Annotated in this window: 12 protein-coding genes; 5 read left to right on the forward strand and 7 right to left on the reverse strand. The window is 71.9% G+C overall.

Features of this window, described 5'->3' with window-relative positions; all coding sequences use genetic code 11:
* The first annotated feature begins 13 nt into the window (after nucleotides 1–13).
* The gene (locus LV78_RS15175; RefSeq protein ID WP_253845915.1) at nucleotides 14–604 is read left to right on the forward strand and encodes an RraA family protein; all 591 of its coding nucleotides are present in this window, start codon (nucleotides 14–16) and stop codon (nucleotides 602–604) included.
* A complete protein-coding gene (locus LV78_RS15180; protein WP_253845916.1) occupies nucleotides 597–1,565 on the forward strand; it encodes an NAD(P)-dependent oxidoreductase in 969 nt (322 codons plus the stop codon). Before LV78_RS15175 ends, LV78_RS15180 begins: the two co-directional genes overlap by 8 nt.
* Before the next feature lie 1,198 nt (nucleotides 1,566–2,763).
* Here the strand turns inward: LV78_RS15180 and LV78_RS42005 are convergent.
* The 6 genes from LV78_RS42005 to LV78_RS15205 all read right to left on the reverse strand — a co-directional run bounded on the left by LV78_RS42005 (nucleotide 2,764) and on the right by LV78_RS15205 (nucleotide 9,612).
* Complete coding sequence (locus tag LV78_RS42005; RefSeq protein ID WP_372494899.1) at nucleotides 2,764–4,518, reverse strand: DNRLRE domain-containing protein; 1,755 nt, start codon at nucleotides 4,516–4,518, stop codon at nucleotides 2,764–2,766.
* Nucleotides 4,519–4,777: 259 nt separating this feature from the next.
* Nucleotides 4,778–5,719: a DUF1177 domain-containing protein gene (locus LV78_RS15185; RefSeq protein WP_253845917.1), complete on the reverse strand. Its 942-nt coding sequence runs from the start codon at nucleotides 5,717–5,719 to the stop codon at nucleotides 4,778–4,780.
* Between the two features lie 95 nt (nucleotides 5,720–5,814).
* On the reverse strand, nucleotides 5,815–6,456 hold the full coding sequence (locus tag LV78_RS15190) for an aspartate/glutamate racemase family protein (RefSeq protein ID WP_253845918.1): 642 nt from the start codon (nucleotides 6,454–6,456) through the stop codon (nucleotides 5,815–5,817).
* Nucleotides 6,453–7,172 carry an AroM family protein gene (locus LV78_RS15195; RefSeq protein ID WP_253845919.1) on the reverse strand — a complete coding sequence of 240 codons (720 nt, stop codon included), beginning with the start codon at nucleotides 7,170–7,172 and terminating at the stop codon, nucleotides 6,453–6,455. The genes LV78_RS15190 and LV78_RS15195 overlap by 4 nt, the downstream gene beginning before the upstream one ends.
* Nucleotides 7,165–8,850 (reverse strand): OPT family oligopeptide transporter, encoded by a 1,686-nt coding sequence (locus tag LV78_RS15200; protein ID WP_253845920.1) that lies wholly within the window; start codon nucleotides 8,848–8,850, stop codon nucleotides 7,165–7,167. The genes LV78_RS15195 and LV78_RS15200 overlap by 8 nt, the downstream gene beginning before the upstream one ends.
* Nucleotides 8,851–8,862: 12 nt before the next feature.
* Nucleotides 8,863–9,612 (reverse strand): IclR family transcriptional regulator, encoded by a 750-nt coding sequence (locus LV78_RS15205; protein WP_253845921.1) that lies wholly within the window; start codon nucleotides 9,610–9,612, stop codon nucleotides 8,863–8,865.
* Nucleotides 9,613–9,738: 126 nt separating this feature from the next.
* Here LV78_RS15205 and pepE point away from each other — a divergent pair, with 126 nt between their 5' ends.
* Nucleotides 9,739–10,488: a dipeptidase PepE gene (gene pepE, locus LV78_RS15210; protein ID WP_253845922.1), complete on the forward strand. Its 750-nt coding sequence runs from the start codon at nucleotides 9,739–9,741 to the stop codon at nucleotides 10,486–10,488.
* A 135-nt stretch (nucleotides 10,489–10,623) separates the two neighbouring features.
* Here the strand turns inward: pepE and LV78_RS15215 are convergent, their stop codons facing one another.
* Nucleotides 10,624–11,889 (reverse strand): hypothetical protein, encoded by a 1,266-nt coding sequence (locus LV78_RS15215; RefSeq protein ID WP_253845923.1) that lies wholly within the window; start codon nucleotides 11,887–11,889, stop codon nucleotides 10,624–10,626.
* A 160-nt stretch (nucleotides 11,890–12,049) separates the two neighbouring features.
* Between LV78_RS15215 and LV78_RS15220 the strand changes: the two genes are divergently transcribed.
* Nucleotides 12,050–13,534 (forward strand): protein kinase domain-containing protein, encoded by a 1,485-nt coding sequence (locus LV78_RS15220; RefSeq protein WP_253845924.1) that lies wholly within the window; start codon nucleotides 12,050–12,052, stop codon nucleotides 13,532–13,534.
* A gap of 74 nt (nucleotides 13,535–13,608) precedes the next feature.
* On the forward strand, nucleotides 13,609–14,028 hold the full coding sequence (locus LV78_RS15225; RefSeq protein ID WP_253845925.1) for a hypothetical protein: 420 nt from the start codon (nucleotides 13,609–13,611) through the stop codon (nucleotides 14,026–14,028).
* Nucleotides 14,029–14,046 lie beyond the last annotated feature (18 nt).

Raw genomic sequence — 14,046 nt, forward strand, 5'->3', positions numbered from 1 at the left:
CGAGGAGTGGCCAGTGCACGAGCCAGTCGACTACCCGGCGGCGGGGACCCAGCCGGTCGCCACCGTGTCCGACGCGATGGAGCGCTTTGGGGTCGCGGACGGGATTCGGCCGTTGTGGCGCGGGGCGGTGTTGTCGGGGCCCGCGTTCACGGTGTGGACGCGGCCTGGGGACAACAAGGGGTTGCACGCGGCGTTCGAGGAGATCAGGCGGGGTGAGGTGCTGGTGGTCAACGGGGGCGGGGACAGCACGCGCGCGTTGATCGGGGAGCTGGTGGCGCAGAAGGCCAAGGCGTTGGAGATCGGCGGGATCGTGCTGGACGGGGCGGCGCGGGACGTGGCGGAGCTGGAGGAGTTGGGGGTTCCGGTCTTCGCGCGGGCGGTGACGCCTGCCGGTCCGTGGAAGACGGGGCCGTTCCGGGTCGGCTGCACGATCGCGGTGGGCGGGGTGCCGGTGTCGCCTGGGGATTGGGTGGTCGGGGATGGGGACGGGGTGGCGGTCGTTCCGGTCGGGGAGGTCGGGGCGGTGGTGGCCAGGGTGGCTGAGCTGATCGCGGGTGAGGCTGAGCGGCGGGCCGCCAATCAGGCGTTGGTGCCCCGTGGGTGAGCCGGTGGTGTGGATTCCCCGGCCGGTGCACGAGGACGCGGTGGCGTTGGTGCGGGAGCGGGCCGAGGTGGTGCTCGGGTACGGGGACCGGGCGGTGGGGTTCGACGAGGTGTGCGGGCGGGTGACCGCGATCCTGCTGCGGACGGAGCGGGTTGACGGGGCGATGATGCGGCGGGCGCCTCGGTTGCGGGTGGTCGCTCGGCACGGGGTTGGGGTGGACACGGTTGACGTGGTCACCGCGCGGGAGTTGGGGATCGTGGTGACGACCACGCCTGGGGCCAACGCGCAGTCGGTTGCCGAGCACGCGGTGGCGTTGATGTTGGCGGTGCGGCGTGGGATCGGGATCGCGGTGCGTGGGGGTGGGGACACCCAGGAAGGAAGTGGAGGAGGAAGTGGAGGGAGTGCAGGGAGTGGAGGAGGAAGTGGGGATGTGAGGGCGGCGATCCGGGGGCGGGAGTTGTCCGGGTCGGTGTTGGGGTTGGTGGGGTTCGGGCGGATTGCGCGGCGGGTGGCTGCGATCTGCTCGGGTGGATTCGGGATGCGGGTGCTCGCCCACGACCCGGTGCTCGGGGATGCGGAGGTTCGGGCTGGTGGGGCTGAGCCTGTGAGGTTGGAGGAGTTGTTGTCCTTGGCGGACAACGTTTCCCTGCACGTGCCGTTGACTGATGAGACTCGTGGGTTGATCGGGTTGGAGCGGTTGCGGTTGATGCCCGAGGGTGCGGTTGTGGTGAACACGGCTCGGGGTGGGGTGTTGGACGAGGACGCGTTGGTGGTGGCGTTGCGGGAAGGGCGGTTGGCCGGGGCCGGGTTGGACGTGACGAGTGTGGAGCCGTTGCCTTGGGACCACCCGTTGCGGGCTGAGCCGAACGTGGTGATCACGCCGCACGTGGGGGCGCAGACGGAGGAAGCGATGCGGCGGGTCGCGTTGGAGGCCGCGGAGCGGGTGGTGGAGCACCTTTAGGGGTGTGGGGGTGGGTGTGGGGTGAGGTGCTCGTCCTTGTGGTGCCAGCGGGACCAGAGCTGGCGGTCCAGCGGGGCGAAGGCGGGGGTGGGGGGTGGGGTTGGGCTGGAGTGGCGCTCCCCCAGTGGGTCGAGCACTCGGCTGGTGAGGTCGCCGGAGGATTTTGAGGAGGAACTCGGCTGCGCCGTGGTCGAACTCCTCGATGACCGGCTCGTCGGCTTGGCGCCACAGGCCGCCGTTGGAGGCTGCGACCGTCCAGGTGTCCGGGTCGGGTGAGTTGCGGACCCAGAGCAGGCAGGTTTGATCGCCTCTGGCCCACGGCACTAGGCCGTTGTCCTCGGGGAGGAGGGGGTGGGGGACGTCGGTGGGGTGGGCGCGCTTCCAGTCGGTTAGTTCGCGCAGTTCGGTGTGGAACTGCCAGAGCTGGTCCGGGGCGCCGTTGACCAGGAGGGGTGGGGTGATGGTGAGCGTTGAGCCTCGGGCGGTTCGGAACGAGCCTGGCGGAAAGACGTCCAGCAGTTCGCGGTAGTCGGCGGGGAGTGGGAAGCCCAGGCGGGACTCGACCAGGTCCCAGCGGGTCACGGCGTGGGAGAGGCCTTCCCAGCCGACGGCGTTGGCTAGATCTCGCACCGCATCCCGCACTGGAACCATCCCCGCAGCTCTTTACCCCGGTGTTGTGGACCTGGGGTTTGGGGTTGAGTGTAAGGAGTTGGTGGGGGCGCGCTGATGAGGGCGAAGAGCTGAAAAGCTCGCCTCGCCGGCGGGGCAGGCCTCCAAAAAAGAGGGGGACGGGCTCTGCCGGCCGGTGGCGCTTCCGGGGGTGGTGCGGTTTACCCCTGCGGTGGGCGGGGTCCCTCTTCTCCGTGTGGCCTCCTTTCAGGCAAGCACACTCGTCAAGACGCCGTATGACTCGGGCGGTCTGCCGGGCAGTGCGGCGGCATCTTGACGAGCGTGCTCGGGCTGCGCCAGGCCACACGGAGAAGAGGGACGCGGGATTGGGGCTGCGTGGGCTCGCTGCGCTCGCCCCGCAGCCCGCGAAGCGGTTTAGCCCGCGAGTGCGGGGACGTTGGCGAGTGCGGTGAGTTTGCTGTGCAGCTTGCGTTTGCCTGTCGCACGTCGTCCTTGTCCGCCTGGTCGCTCTCATCTGCGTAGAGCGGGCGCGGCAGTCGGGCCCGTCGCCAGCTGCGGTGAGAAGTGTTCACTGCCAGCAGTTTGCAGATTTGTCAGCGGGTGGCGTTCTGCAGCGGTCCGGTGGTGCGTGTTCTAGGCACTGTGCGGGGTGGCTTGGGGTGGGAGTGGGCGCGGCGCAGCGGGGCGGCGCGCGCTGGGCGCAGCGCCCCGCTGGGGCTTGCGGGCCCGCGCGCTCAGGGGGGTGCGCGCGGGCGACTACCTCGGCTGTGAGCGACCAGCACGGCCGTGTGGCCGGGCCGCACCCTGCGGTGCTGTCCTGGGCCTGCTCCGGGCGAGTCGTCCCTTGGGGCTGCCCGGCGAGTTTTTGGGCAGGCTGGGACGTCGGAGGGCCGTTGGGTCGAGTCCGGGCGAGTCGTCCGCTGCCAGCAGGCGAGTGGTGCTGGGGGGACGTCGGACTTCGGCCGCTCGCGGCCTGGTCCTGGTGGGCGTCCAGCCCGGATCTCCAGGGCGGGACGTTGGACCTCGGCCGCCTGGACGGCGGTGCGGGTGCGTGCTTCCGGTGGCCGTCGCCGGTGGGGACGGTCGCGGTCACCGGGGGTGGTGCCGGTCGATCAAGCGTCTGCGATGAGGGCGGTCTTGGGGTGGGTGGGCCCCGTCCTTGGGGGATCCCGTCCCTGTTCGGGGTGGGCTGCGACGACGGGGTGGAGGCCGCTGTCCACGTTGTCGTCGGCGGCTCCGCGCCCGGTGGGGTGGGGAAGGGGGGTGCCACCTCCTGGGCCGTCCAGGTGGTGAAGCGGGGAGAGCGCGCTGGCGAGGGCGTGTCTCCTCGGGCCTCACCGCCCGCGCGGGCGGTGGTGGCGGGAGTGCCGGTCCGGTGGACCGGGGGTTGGGGGGTTTCGTTGCGCAGCAAGGGGTTCGCGCGGTCTACGTGCGGGGTGGGGATCGGGGTGGTCGCTGCGGTGCTGCCCGGTGCGCGTGGGGGGACCGCGCCGTTGTGCTTGGCCGAGTCGGGGGTGGTGTCCGGCTGGGGTGCGGGGGTGGCGGGCTCGGTGGTGATTTCCAGGCGGGGTGGGGTGGGACTGGTCGCGGCTGCGAACTTCTTCCAGCTGTACGAGTCGTTCTCGGCGGTGCGGATCGCCAGGCCGTGGTTGGGGGCGCCTTCCGCCCAGGACTGGATCAGAGTGAGACCCTGGGCGTCCAGGGGGATTCGCTGCCAGGCTCCGCCTTCCGCGCAACCGGTGAGGTAGCCGGAGGAGAAGAGGGCGCTGCCCAGCTCGGGGCCGCGTTCGGGGCCTGGCCAGGACTTCAGGCCGGTGGTGGACCAGGCGGTGGTGACCTCGTCCACGTGCACGGGGCGCGGGGCGCAGGAGTAGGACCAGGTGTTGAACAGCCACAGGGTCGCGTCCAGGACGGTGCGGCCGGTGAGCGCGGGGCCTGCGGTGTCGAAGTTCAGGAAGGCGGTCGCGCGGTTGGCGCCGCCGTTGTAGGTGCCGACGCTGAACGTGGGGTCGGTGGAGTAGTCCGCCAGGTACGGGGCGTGCACGTGGGTGGTGCCGCTGGCGGTCACGGTGGTGGTGGCGGGGGTGGCCGCTCGGGGGTGCGCGGGCGCGTCGGAGTCGGTGGTGGGGAGTTCCACCGTGGTCTGCTCGACCGGGGGCAGGGCGCCGGGGGACGCGCCTACCGTTGTGGCGTCGGGAAGTCCTTGCTGCGCCGTGGCAGCGGCGGCAGCACCGGGCAGTGCGGGGGCCACCGTGGCCAGCACAGCCAGGGCCAGACCGGCGGCCAGGGAACGGACGCGCGTCAGCGCGCGACCGGTGATCACAGACAGAAGCTCAACTCCCCGTTGGAGCGCGGCCTCGGCCGCTACTCAGCGCAACGGGACGAATCTTCTCCGATACATCACCCTGCGTGACAGGTCCGTTCGGGTGAACAAGATCAAGTCCTGGGGACGTGAAGAACACACCTCGGTCGGGGCGTGCCTCGTGTCACATGTGGACGATCGGAGGACCCCTGCGCGCGTATTACGCGCACGTGCGCAAAGGGGGACGGCTCCGGCCGTCCCCCTTGTGCCGCAACGGGTGTCAGTCCTTCTCGACGCCCTTGGTCTGGAGGTGCGCGAGGGAGCCGTAGAGCGCGGTGAGGCGCTCGAACTCGGCCGGGTCGTAGAAGGTCGCGATGCCCCGGCCGTAGTCCTTGGCGGTCTCGATGACGAAGCGGACGGCGCTCTCGACGACCTGGAGGTCGCTCGCCCCGGTGGCGGAACCGGGAACGGCCGTCACGGTGGTCAGTGCGACGCCCACGACCGGGGCCGGGGTGGCCGTGGTCGGCTGGACGATCGAGTTCACGTGGTAGACGTCGTTGCCGTACGGGGTGATGTCCTGCGTGGTGATGGGCAGGATCACCGGGTTCTGGCCCGAGGTGCGCTCGACGATGTCGAGCAGGGACTCGGAGACGCGGAGGATCCAGCCCTCCTTGATGGTGGGGGTGATCGCGAAGCCCCGGTGGTTGCAGATGCGGTTGCCGCGCGTGGTGTCGACGGACACGATCGCGTCCATCTCGGCCGAGACCTCGACGGAGTTGGTGACGGCCATGTCGACCGAGGAGCCCATGAACGGCACCGGGTCGTGCGGCTGGGTGGGGGCGTCCGGGTCGACGTGGGTGCTCACGATGACGTCGCCGGGCAGGCGGTCGCCCTTCGCGGCGGCGTCGAGCAGCTTCGCGGCGGCGGAGAGGGCGACGAGGGCGCCGTCGCCGTCGGAGACGAAGCCGATCTGCTCGGGGCGGGCGCCGAGGCCGCCCAGACGGCCGATGATGCCCAGGGTGGGCGCGTCGCCGCCGGAGCTGCGGCCGTTCGTGCCGGGGATGAGGACCTTGACGAACTCGGTCTCGCCCGCCTCGCCGGTGACCTCGGTGACCTCGATTTCGGTGGCGCCTAGGGACTTGAGCACCTCGGCCACGGCCTTGCCGCTCGCGGAGGGCGAGTCGAGCAGGTCGGACATTTCGATGACGTGACGCCAGGACATGGGCACGTGCTCCTCACGCTGGGGGAAGGTTGGGAAAGTCAGGGGGACCGGCGACCGCCCGCACGGATGTGTCCCGTGTGGACGGTCGCCGGTGGTCAGAAGGGTCTGGCTGCGAGGAGTCCGGCGGTGCGGACCGCGTCCACGACGGGGACGCCGAGTGCGCGCCGGAGTGGTTCGGCCAGGCCGATGGTGGTCATCCCGGTGCAGGCGAGCACGAGGACGTCGGCGCCGCTGTCGACCAGGCGTCTGCCCGCGTCGAGGCTGGACTGCTTGCCCTGCTCGGTGAGGAGGTGGGCGGTCTCGGTGACGCCGTCGGGCTGGATGGCGCCGTGCAGGCGGTCGCCCAGGACCCTGGTGACCGAGAGCGGGGTGGCGGCGGTCAGGTCCAGGACGCCCACCCGCTCCCCCAGGGTCAGGGCGACGCCTGCGGCAGAGGCTCCCGCGCCAAGGACCGGGATGGCTACGCGGTCGCGTGCTCCGGCGAGGCCGGGGTCCGCGGCGCAGCTGACCACGATGGCGTCCACGTGCGGGGCCAGTTCCTCGGCCAGGAGTGGGACTTTCTGCTCCGCCAGGGCGAACGACTCGTCGTCGTGGACGCCGCGAGGCTGGTCCGGGATGCAGGCGGTGCGGGTGATCACGCCCAGTTCGGCTTCCAGGATGCGGCCGTGCGCGCCGAGGAAGTCGAGGTCGGTGGAGGTGACCACGCGGATGACGCCGATGCGGCGTGGGGACGTCACGCGGGGGCTCCTCGGTCGAGGAGTTCGGCGGCCAGGCGGGCCACGACGGAGCGGGCCAGCACCACCGGCACGCCCAGTTCCGCCACCAGGACCGCGCGCATCGCCTGGGTGTAGCCGATGCAGTCCGCGACGACGAGTTGCGCGCCCGCCGCCTTGAACTCGGCGGCTGCGGACTTGAGGCCCTCGGCGACGGCCTCGGGCGAGCCCGCGTACGGGGTGGCGACGGCCACCACGACCTCGGCGTCCAGGGGGGCGTACTTGGTGTCCGGGTGGTGCTTCTGCTCTTCGAGCGGGACCAGGACGCCCACGGTGGTCAGGCCCGCGGCGATGGCGGCCACCGCGTGGCCGATCATGAACTCGGGGCGCAGCACCGGGCCCCGGTGCTCCAGCTCGCCGAACTCGCCGGTGCAGGCCAGGTAGACCGCGTCCACCCCGGCCTCCTCCAGCTCGGCCACGGCCGCCCGCACCCTGGGGGCGATGTGGTGGTGGCCGACGATCGCGGAGCCGCCGTCGCGCAGGCGGGTGGTGAGCACCTCGTCGCCCTCGGCGGGGGCCCACTCGGTGATCTGCTCGGGGGTGACGCCGTCGAGCGCGCCGCGCTCCACGATCCGCACGCCGGGCAGCCAGGCGCGCAGTTCGGGGGTGAGGTCGGCTCGGGGGGTCTGGCCGATGGTGACGACGCCCAGGGTGACGGGGGCGGTCTGCGGGTCAGCCACGGAAGATCCTCCCGACGGAGTTGATCGAGTCGCCCGCGATGAGGCCCGCGCCGACCAGCGCGGCGTCGTTCTCGCCCTCCGGACCGCGCTTGCGGACCCAGATGACGCGCAGGGCGAGCGCGGCCAGGACGAGCCAGCCGGCGTTCGGGGTTGCGACCAGGAGGCCGGTGGCGAGCAGGACGCCGATCTGGCGCTTGGGGCCGCCGATGAGCTGGATGATCGCGCCGGGGACGGCCCAGATCAGGAGGTTGCGCAGGACCTCGGGGTCGCCGAGGCCCGCCTTGATGGTGTCGGCGTAGACCTTGGAGACGGGCGGGATGTCGCCGTTGTTGAAGTAGCTCTGCCACAGCAGGGCCACGGCGCCGACCGCGACCGCGAAGCCGATGACGCTGGCGAGGAGCTGCTGGCGGCGGCCCTCCAGCTCGAAGGCGCTGTACGGGCGGTGCGCGCGGCGCAGCAGCCAGCCTGCCTTGAGGTCGTAGCCCATGTCGGCGAACGCGGGGCCGGTGGCGGCGCAGTAGGCGACCAGGACCATCAGGGGGACCTGGGGGAAGCCGAGGAACAGGCCGACGATCAGGAAGATCAGCGTGACGGCGAAGGCGGGGAACCACCCGGCGTGCATGGCGGCCAGGCCGACGATGATCTCGTGCACGATCGCGGCGAACGCGGCGAACAGGACCCAGCCGACGAGGGCGGGGACGGAGAGCTCGGAGTACACCCCGGCGAGGACGGCCAGGATCGCGGCGCCACCGACGTAGAGCAGGTAGCCGGTGGAGAAGGCGCGGCGGAGCTTGCCGATGGTGACGGTGTCCACCATGGACGGATCGTCTTCGAGGACCGCGTCGGAACCGTCGGCCTTCGCGGCGGCGGCCTTCTTCTCCTCCTCCGCCTTGGCCTCGGACTTCGCGGAGCGGCGGCCAATGAGCAGCATGGCGGCCTGGACGAGGGCGACCAGACCGGCGCCGATCATCACGCCGTGCGGCACGTAGAGCGCGGCCAGCTTGACGTTGAACAGGACCGGGGCGTACTGCGCGGCCAGGAGGCCGACGCCGAACATGCCGAGCGCCCACACGTTGCCGATCAGCGCGACACCGGCGGCGGACATCGGCAGGCCCGCGAAGCTGGCGCCGAAGCCGAGGACGCCGGACACGGCCAGGATCTTGGCCTGACGGCCGCCGGAGTCACCGGCCTTGATGGTCTCGGCGGCGGCCACGCCGGGCGGCCACGCGGCGTGCGCGGGCAGGAACGAGGAGCCGAAGCCCCGGTAGAGGATCCACACGTCGATCGCCAGGCCGAGGCCCGCGCCGATGAAGACCGGCCAGACCAGCTCGGGCTTGCCGAAGACGAACGGGATCGCCATCGGGATCAGCAGCGAGTTCGCGGCGGCGAAGGTGGAGCCGGAGATCGCGGACTGGGCGAGGTTCTGGCGGTGGACGCTGCGCATCCTGGCCAGGCCCAGGAAGGCGAAGCGGCCCACGACCATCGCGACCAGCGCGCCGATCACCGAGGTGTTGGGCGAGACGCCCAGCGTGGTGATCATGTGCAGGCCGATGATGGCGCCGAGCACGCTGAGCAGGGCGATGATCACGAACGTGATGGGCTCGAAAGCCCTGGGGTGCTTCTCGGGGGCGTCACCGGTGGTCGGTGTCGCGGGGTCCTTCGAGGAGTCAAGGGACACGGAGGTCTCCTCTCACGCTGTCCGGCTGAGGGCGTCGGACAGTTCGGCGGCGGCCGTGAGCAGGTGGCCGACGAGTTCAGGGGTGGCGGCGACCTGGTGGGTCACGCCGAGGACCGCGATGCAGCCCGTGATCTCGCTCCCGGATCTGACGGGAGCGGCGACCGAGGTCACGTGCGGGTTCACCTCGCCGGTAGAGGTGGCGAAACCCCGCTCCCGCACGGCGCCGTGCAGGCTGTGGAGGGTGGTGGCGTCGTGCGGGCCGGTCTCGGTCGACTCGTCGAAGCCGGAGGCGATCAGCGCGTCGATCTCCTCCTGGGGCCGGAAAGCGAAGATCGCGTGCCCGGCCGCGCCCCCGTACCAGGGGTAGCTGCGCCCGAGCGTGAGCTCCCAGCGCAGGTCGCCGGGCGCGTCGGCGGCGGCGGCGAGCACGTAGCGGGAGCCCTGGCGCACGTTGAACACGGCGGACCGCCCCACGAGGGCGGACAGCCGGTTGAGCACCGGCAGCGCGATCTGCCGGTTGGCGTCGGACTCGGCGGCGAGGTGGCCGAGACCGATCAGCGCGGGTCCCAGCCGGTACAGCCGGGTGCGCTTGTCGGCGACGAGGAAGCCCCGGCCGGAGAGGGTGGCCATGATCCGGTGGACCTGCGAGGTGCCCAGACCGAGGCGGCGCGCGGCGTCGCTGACGCCCCACGTGTCCTCGGTCGCCGAGAACAGCGAGAGCACGTCGAGCGCACGCTGGACGGTGAGCAGCTCGTCAGCCACAGGGGGTCCCTCCGGGCGGGTTGCTTCCCGATAATCGGGAAGGCTTTCCTGTCATCGGGATGAACGGTAAATGCTCCATCAGCCGTAATCCAGCCCCCCCGGTTGCTAATCCGTAAACTTCGGCGCGTGGACCTGCTGCTCTTCTCGAACTCGACCAATCACGGCGGGCGTCCCTACGCCCACGCGCTGCCCGAGATCCGCGACTTCCTCGCCGGTGTCGAGGACGCGCTCTTCGTGCCCTTCGCGCTCGCCGACCACGACGCGTACACCGCCAAGGTGGCCGACGCCTTCGCCCCCGCCGGGGTGCGGCTGCGCGGCCTGCACCGCGAGGCCGACCCGGTGGCGGCGGTGGCGTCGGCGGGCGCGGTCGTCGTCGGCGGCGGCAACACGTTCCGGTTGTTGCGCTCCCTGCAGCGGCAGGGGTTGGACGTGGCGATCCGCGAGGCGGTGCGCTCCGGGGCGACCCGGTACGTGGGCGCCAGCGCGGGCACCAACATCACCGCGCCGACCATCCGGACGACCAACGACATGCCGATCGTGGAGCCGGAGTCGTTCGCGGCGCTGGGGCTGGTGCCGTTCCAGATCAACCCGCACTTCATCGACGCGGACCCGACCAGCACGCACATGGGCGAGACGCGGGAGACCAGGCTGCTGGAGTTCCTGGAGGAGAACGACGTCCCGGTGCTGGGGCTGCGGGAGGGCACGCACCTGCGGGTGTCCGGCGACGGGCGCGCGCAGTCGTGCGTGGTCGGCGGGACGTCGGTCGCGGTGCGCGGGGGCGGTCCGGCGATCGTGTTCCGGCGGGGGAAGGACGCGGAGGAGGTGTCCGGGGACGTCAGCTCGCTGCTGGACGAGCGGGTGGCTTACGACGTCTGAGCCGGTGACGCCTGAGCGGTGACGCCTGAGCGGTGACGCGGAACCCCGGCCGGGAGTTGCTTCCCGGCTGGGGTTCTTGTTGCTAGGGTTGGAGGAAAGCGGTTTCCGAGGTGGTCGCGGTCAGTTCAGGGGCGGTCAGTTCAGGAAGAAGGCCACGAAGTCGGTGATGTCCTGGGGCGTGACGGCCGAGTTCGGGCCGGGGCCGTTCTGGGGGTTCTTCTCCTGGGTGATCTCGAAGATCCGCTGGTGGATGTCCTGCCCGTGGGCGTTGCCGGGGCGCTGGTCGACCTCCAGGTCCCGGATCTCCCCGCCCTCGATGGCCGAGGCGACGGCGGTGGGAGCGGGCGGGTTGGGGGACATCAGCGTGCCCAGCCGGGCGATCACGCCCTGGATGGCGGTCTGCGCCTTGGGCCTGTTCAACCCCTGGTACCCGTTGAGCGTGCCCGTCCACGTCTGGGCGAAAGCGGCGGCGCCTGCGGGGCTGGTGGTGCGCAGCGTGGCGACGAGCCTGCGGAGCTGGGTGCTCAGCACGTTGATCTGGCTGTTCTCCTTGCTGTTGCCCGGCCAGAGGTTCGCGGGCGTGCTGTTGGCGACGTAGGCGGCTTTCATCAGCAACTGGGCCTCGGCGGCCGGGATGTTCCCGAACTGCTGGGGCGGGCGCTGGTTCAGGGAGTTCTGCACCTCCCCCGAGTACGCGGCGAAGCGCTGTGACGGGTTGGCCTCGGCCGCCTGCAGGGCGCTCATGAGCGGCTGCCGCTGGGCCTGGTAGGCCCTGGTGAGGAACGAGCTGATGTTGTGCCAGGCGGTGATGTGCCGCCTTGCCTGCATGGGGGCGATCGGCATGGTCTGCTTGAGCCCGGTGGCGAAGGCGGGCCTGCCGGTGAGGGCCTGCCCGCCGACCCTGAGGTCCCCCAGGCCACCGGTGCTCGGCGCGACGCCCCCGTTGAGCATGTAGTAGACGACCCGGTAGGTCGGGCTGGTGTGGTCGTTGGTCAGGGCCATGTACTGGGCGAGGACCGCGGTGGCGGCCGAGTCCAGGGAGTTGCCCGTGGAGTCGACGGTGGTGACGCCCCGGAGCGCCAGCGCGGCCTGCAGGTCGTTCAGGGGCTCGTCGAAGTCGTCGCTGTACCGGTTCTCGCCACTCGCGTTGATCTTGAGGAAGTTGAGCGCGAGGTCGACCTCGACCAGGGCGCGCTGCACCGGCGTCCGCTGCACGGGCGCGCCCCCGGTCACCAGCCCGCTCAGCACCCGGTTGCCCAGGTTCCGCTGCGCGGCCAGCGCCTCGGCCGGGCCCGACAGGCCCGGCACGAACGGTCGGGGGGTCGCCTGGTCGTCCTGGGGTCTGCGGACCGGCGCCCGGTCGGCCCGGTCCGGTCGCTCGCCGTGCTCGGTGCGCCGCATGGCTGGCACGGTCCCGCGCCCGGCCCGTCACCCGGCAGTGCCGGGAGGGCAGCGAGCGGGCACTCCGGTTGCCCCCGCGAGCCCGCTGCACCCCGGCGCCCCCTCCCGCTATCACCCAGTCGGGTGGCCCCTACACCCTCTTACTCGGTACCGTCGCCCCGTGCCACACGCGGGAGAGCTGATCGCCGGTCGCTACCGGCTGGAGTCGCTGGTCGGGCAAGGGGCGATGGGGGTCGTCTGGCGGGGGCGGGACGAGGAGCAGGACCGCGTCATAGCCGTGAAGCTGCTGGAGGAGTCGGTGCGCTCGGCCGACTCCAGCGCGTGGATCGCCCGCGAGGGCCGCATCGCGACCCGGTTGCGGCACCCGAACGCGATCACCGTGCACGACGTCGTGGAGCACGACGGCACGCCGTGCCTGGTGATGGAGTACCTGCCGTCGCACAGCCTCGGCGCCCTGCTGGACGAGCGCGGCCCGCTGCCGCCCGGCGAGGTGGCGCGGATCGGCGGGCTGGTCGCCTCGGCGCTGACCGCCGCGCACCAGGCGGGCATCGTGCACCGGGACGTCACCCCGTACAACATCCTGATCTCGCACGACGACGGCAACGTGAAGATCACCGACTTCGGCGTGGCGCGGGCGGTCGGCGAGGGCACGGTCACCGACGCGCGGCAGGTCGTGGGCACCCCGGCGTTCCTGGCGCCCGAGGTGGCGTCGGGCGAGTCGGCCTCGCACGCGTCGGACGTGTTCTCGCTGGGCTCGACCCTGTACACGGCCGTCGAGGGGCACCCACCCTTCGGCAGGCTGGAGGACAACCCGTACGCCCTGCTGCGCCGCGCCGCGAAGGGCGAGGTGACCCCGCCGCGCACCACCGGTCCCCTGGCGGACGTGCTGGTGCTGCTGATGGCCCGCGAGCCCGACCACCGCCCGACCATGGCGCAGGCCCGCCAGATGCTCCAGGCCACCGCCGAGGGCAAGCCGCTGCCGCCCGCCGCGCGCACCCTGCCCGCTCCGGGCGCTCCCCCGGCTCCCGCGTCCCCGCCGCCCGCTGCCGCCGCCGCTCCGCAGGGTGGTCGGACGATGATGCTGGCGGTGCGCAGGCAGCTGTCGCTGCGCCCGATGGCGTGGGCGGGCATCGCGGGCGCGCTGCTCGCGGGCGGCGTGGTGCTGGGCTTCGCGCTGTCCACCACCTCGGACGACAAGGGCGCGTCGACGCAGGCCGCGCCCGACCCGTCGAGCAGCGAGCCCCCGACGACGACCACGGTCTACTCGCGCCAGATCACCCCTCGGGTCTCGACGCCCACGGAGACCGAGGAGTCGGAGGAGGAGTCGCAGGCCCCCTCCGGCCCCGGTGGCTGCGAGGCGACGCTGACGATCACCAACTCGTGGCCTAACGGGTTCCAGGGGGAGGTCGTGGTGCGCAACCCCGGCGGCGCGCCGGTGAGCGGCTGGACGGTGAGCTGGACGGCGACGGGGGGCGAGACGATCTCGTCGTCGTGGAACGGCAAGCTGAACCAGAACAGCGGCACGGTGGTGGTGTCGAACGAGGGGTACAACGGCACGATCCAGGCCGGTGGGAGCACGAACTTCGGGTTCAACGGGGCGGGCGAGCCGCCCGCGTCCCCGTCGGTGAGCTGCGCGGCGAGCTGAGGCGCGGGCACGAGGCTCGGCTGCTCACAGAAGGGTGGCAGGACCACGCAGAGTGGTCCTGTCACCCTTTTGGGTTGACTTCGCTCCGGGGCGAGCAGCAAGGCGACACGCGGCTCTCGGCCGCGCTCACCAAGCTGCGCGACATCGACGTGTGCGGCCTGCTCTACGACGAGACCGCCGTGACCACCCTGTTCGGCCAGGACACCCCGTTCTCGCTGATCCCCGGCCTGTTCGACCTGGCGGGCTGCAAGCTGAAGGTCGCCGTGGGCGCTGAGAAGCGCGGCGGGTTCGACCTGTGGCTGGCGCTGGGCCCCAAGCACCCGGACGACGGCCGGACCGGCCGAGACGGTCAACGACCTGCCGGTGTCCCCCGGACGCGGCCGTCCTGGACCTCACGGTGCTCAGCTTCGAGCTGGGCGCGAACCAGCTCGCCTGCGAGACCGCCAGGAAGTACCTGGCCGCCACGGCCGCGCTGCGGCAGGACCTCCCGCTGATCGGCGGCGGGCGCGCGG

It is taken from the genome of Actinosynnema pretiosum (assembly GCF_024171695.1).
GTDB classification, from domain to species: domain Bacteria; phylum Actinomycetota; class Actinomycetes; order Mycobacteriales; family Pseudonocardiaceae; genus Actinosynnema; species Actinosynnema pretiosum.

Excerpts from the sequence above, each read along its gene's own strand:
- LV78_RS15215 (WP_253845923.1), bottom strand. The coding sequence starts at position 11,889 with ATGCGGCGCACCGAGCACGGCGAGCGACCGGACCGGGCCGACCGGGCG.
- LV78_RS15185 (WP_253845917.1), bottom strand. The coding sequence starts at position 5,719 with ATGTCCTGGCGTCACGTCATCGAAATGTCCGACCTGCTCGACTCGCCC.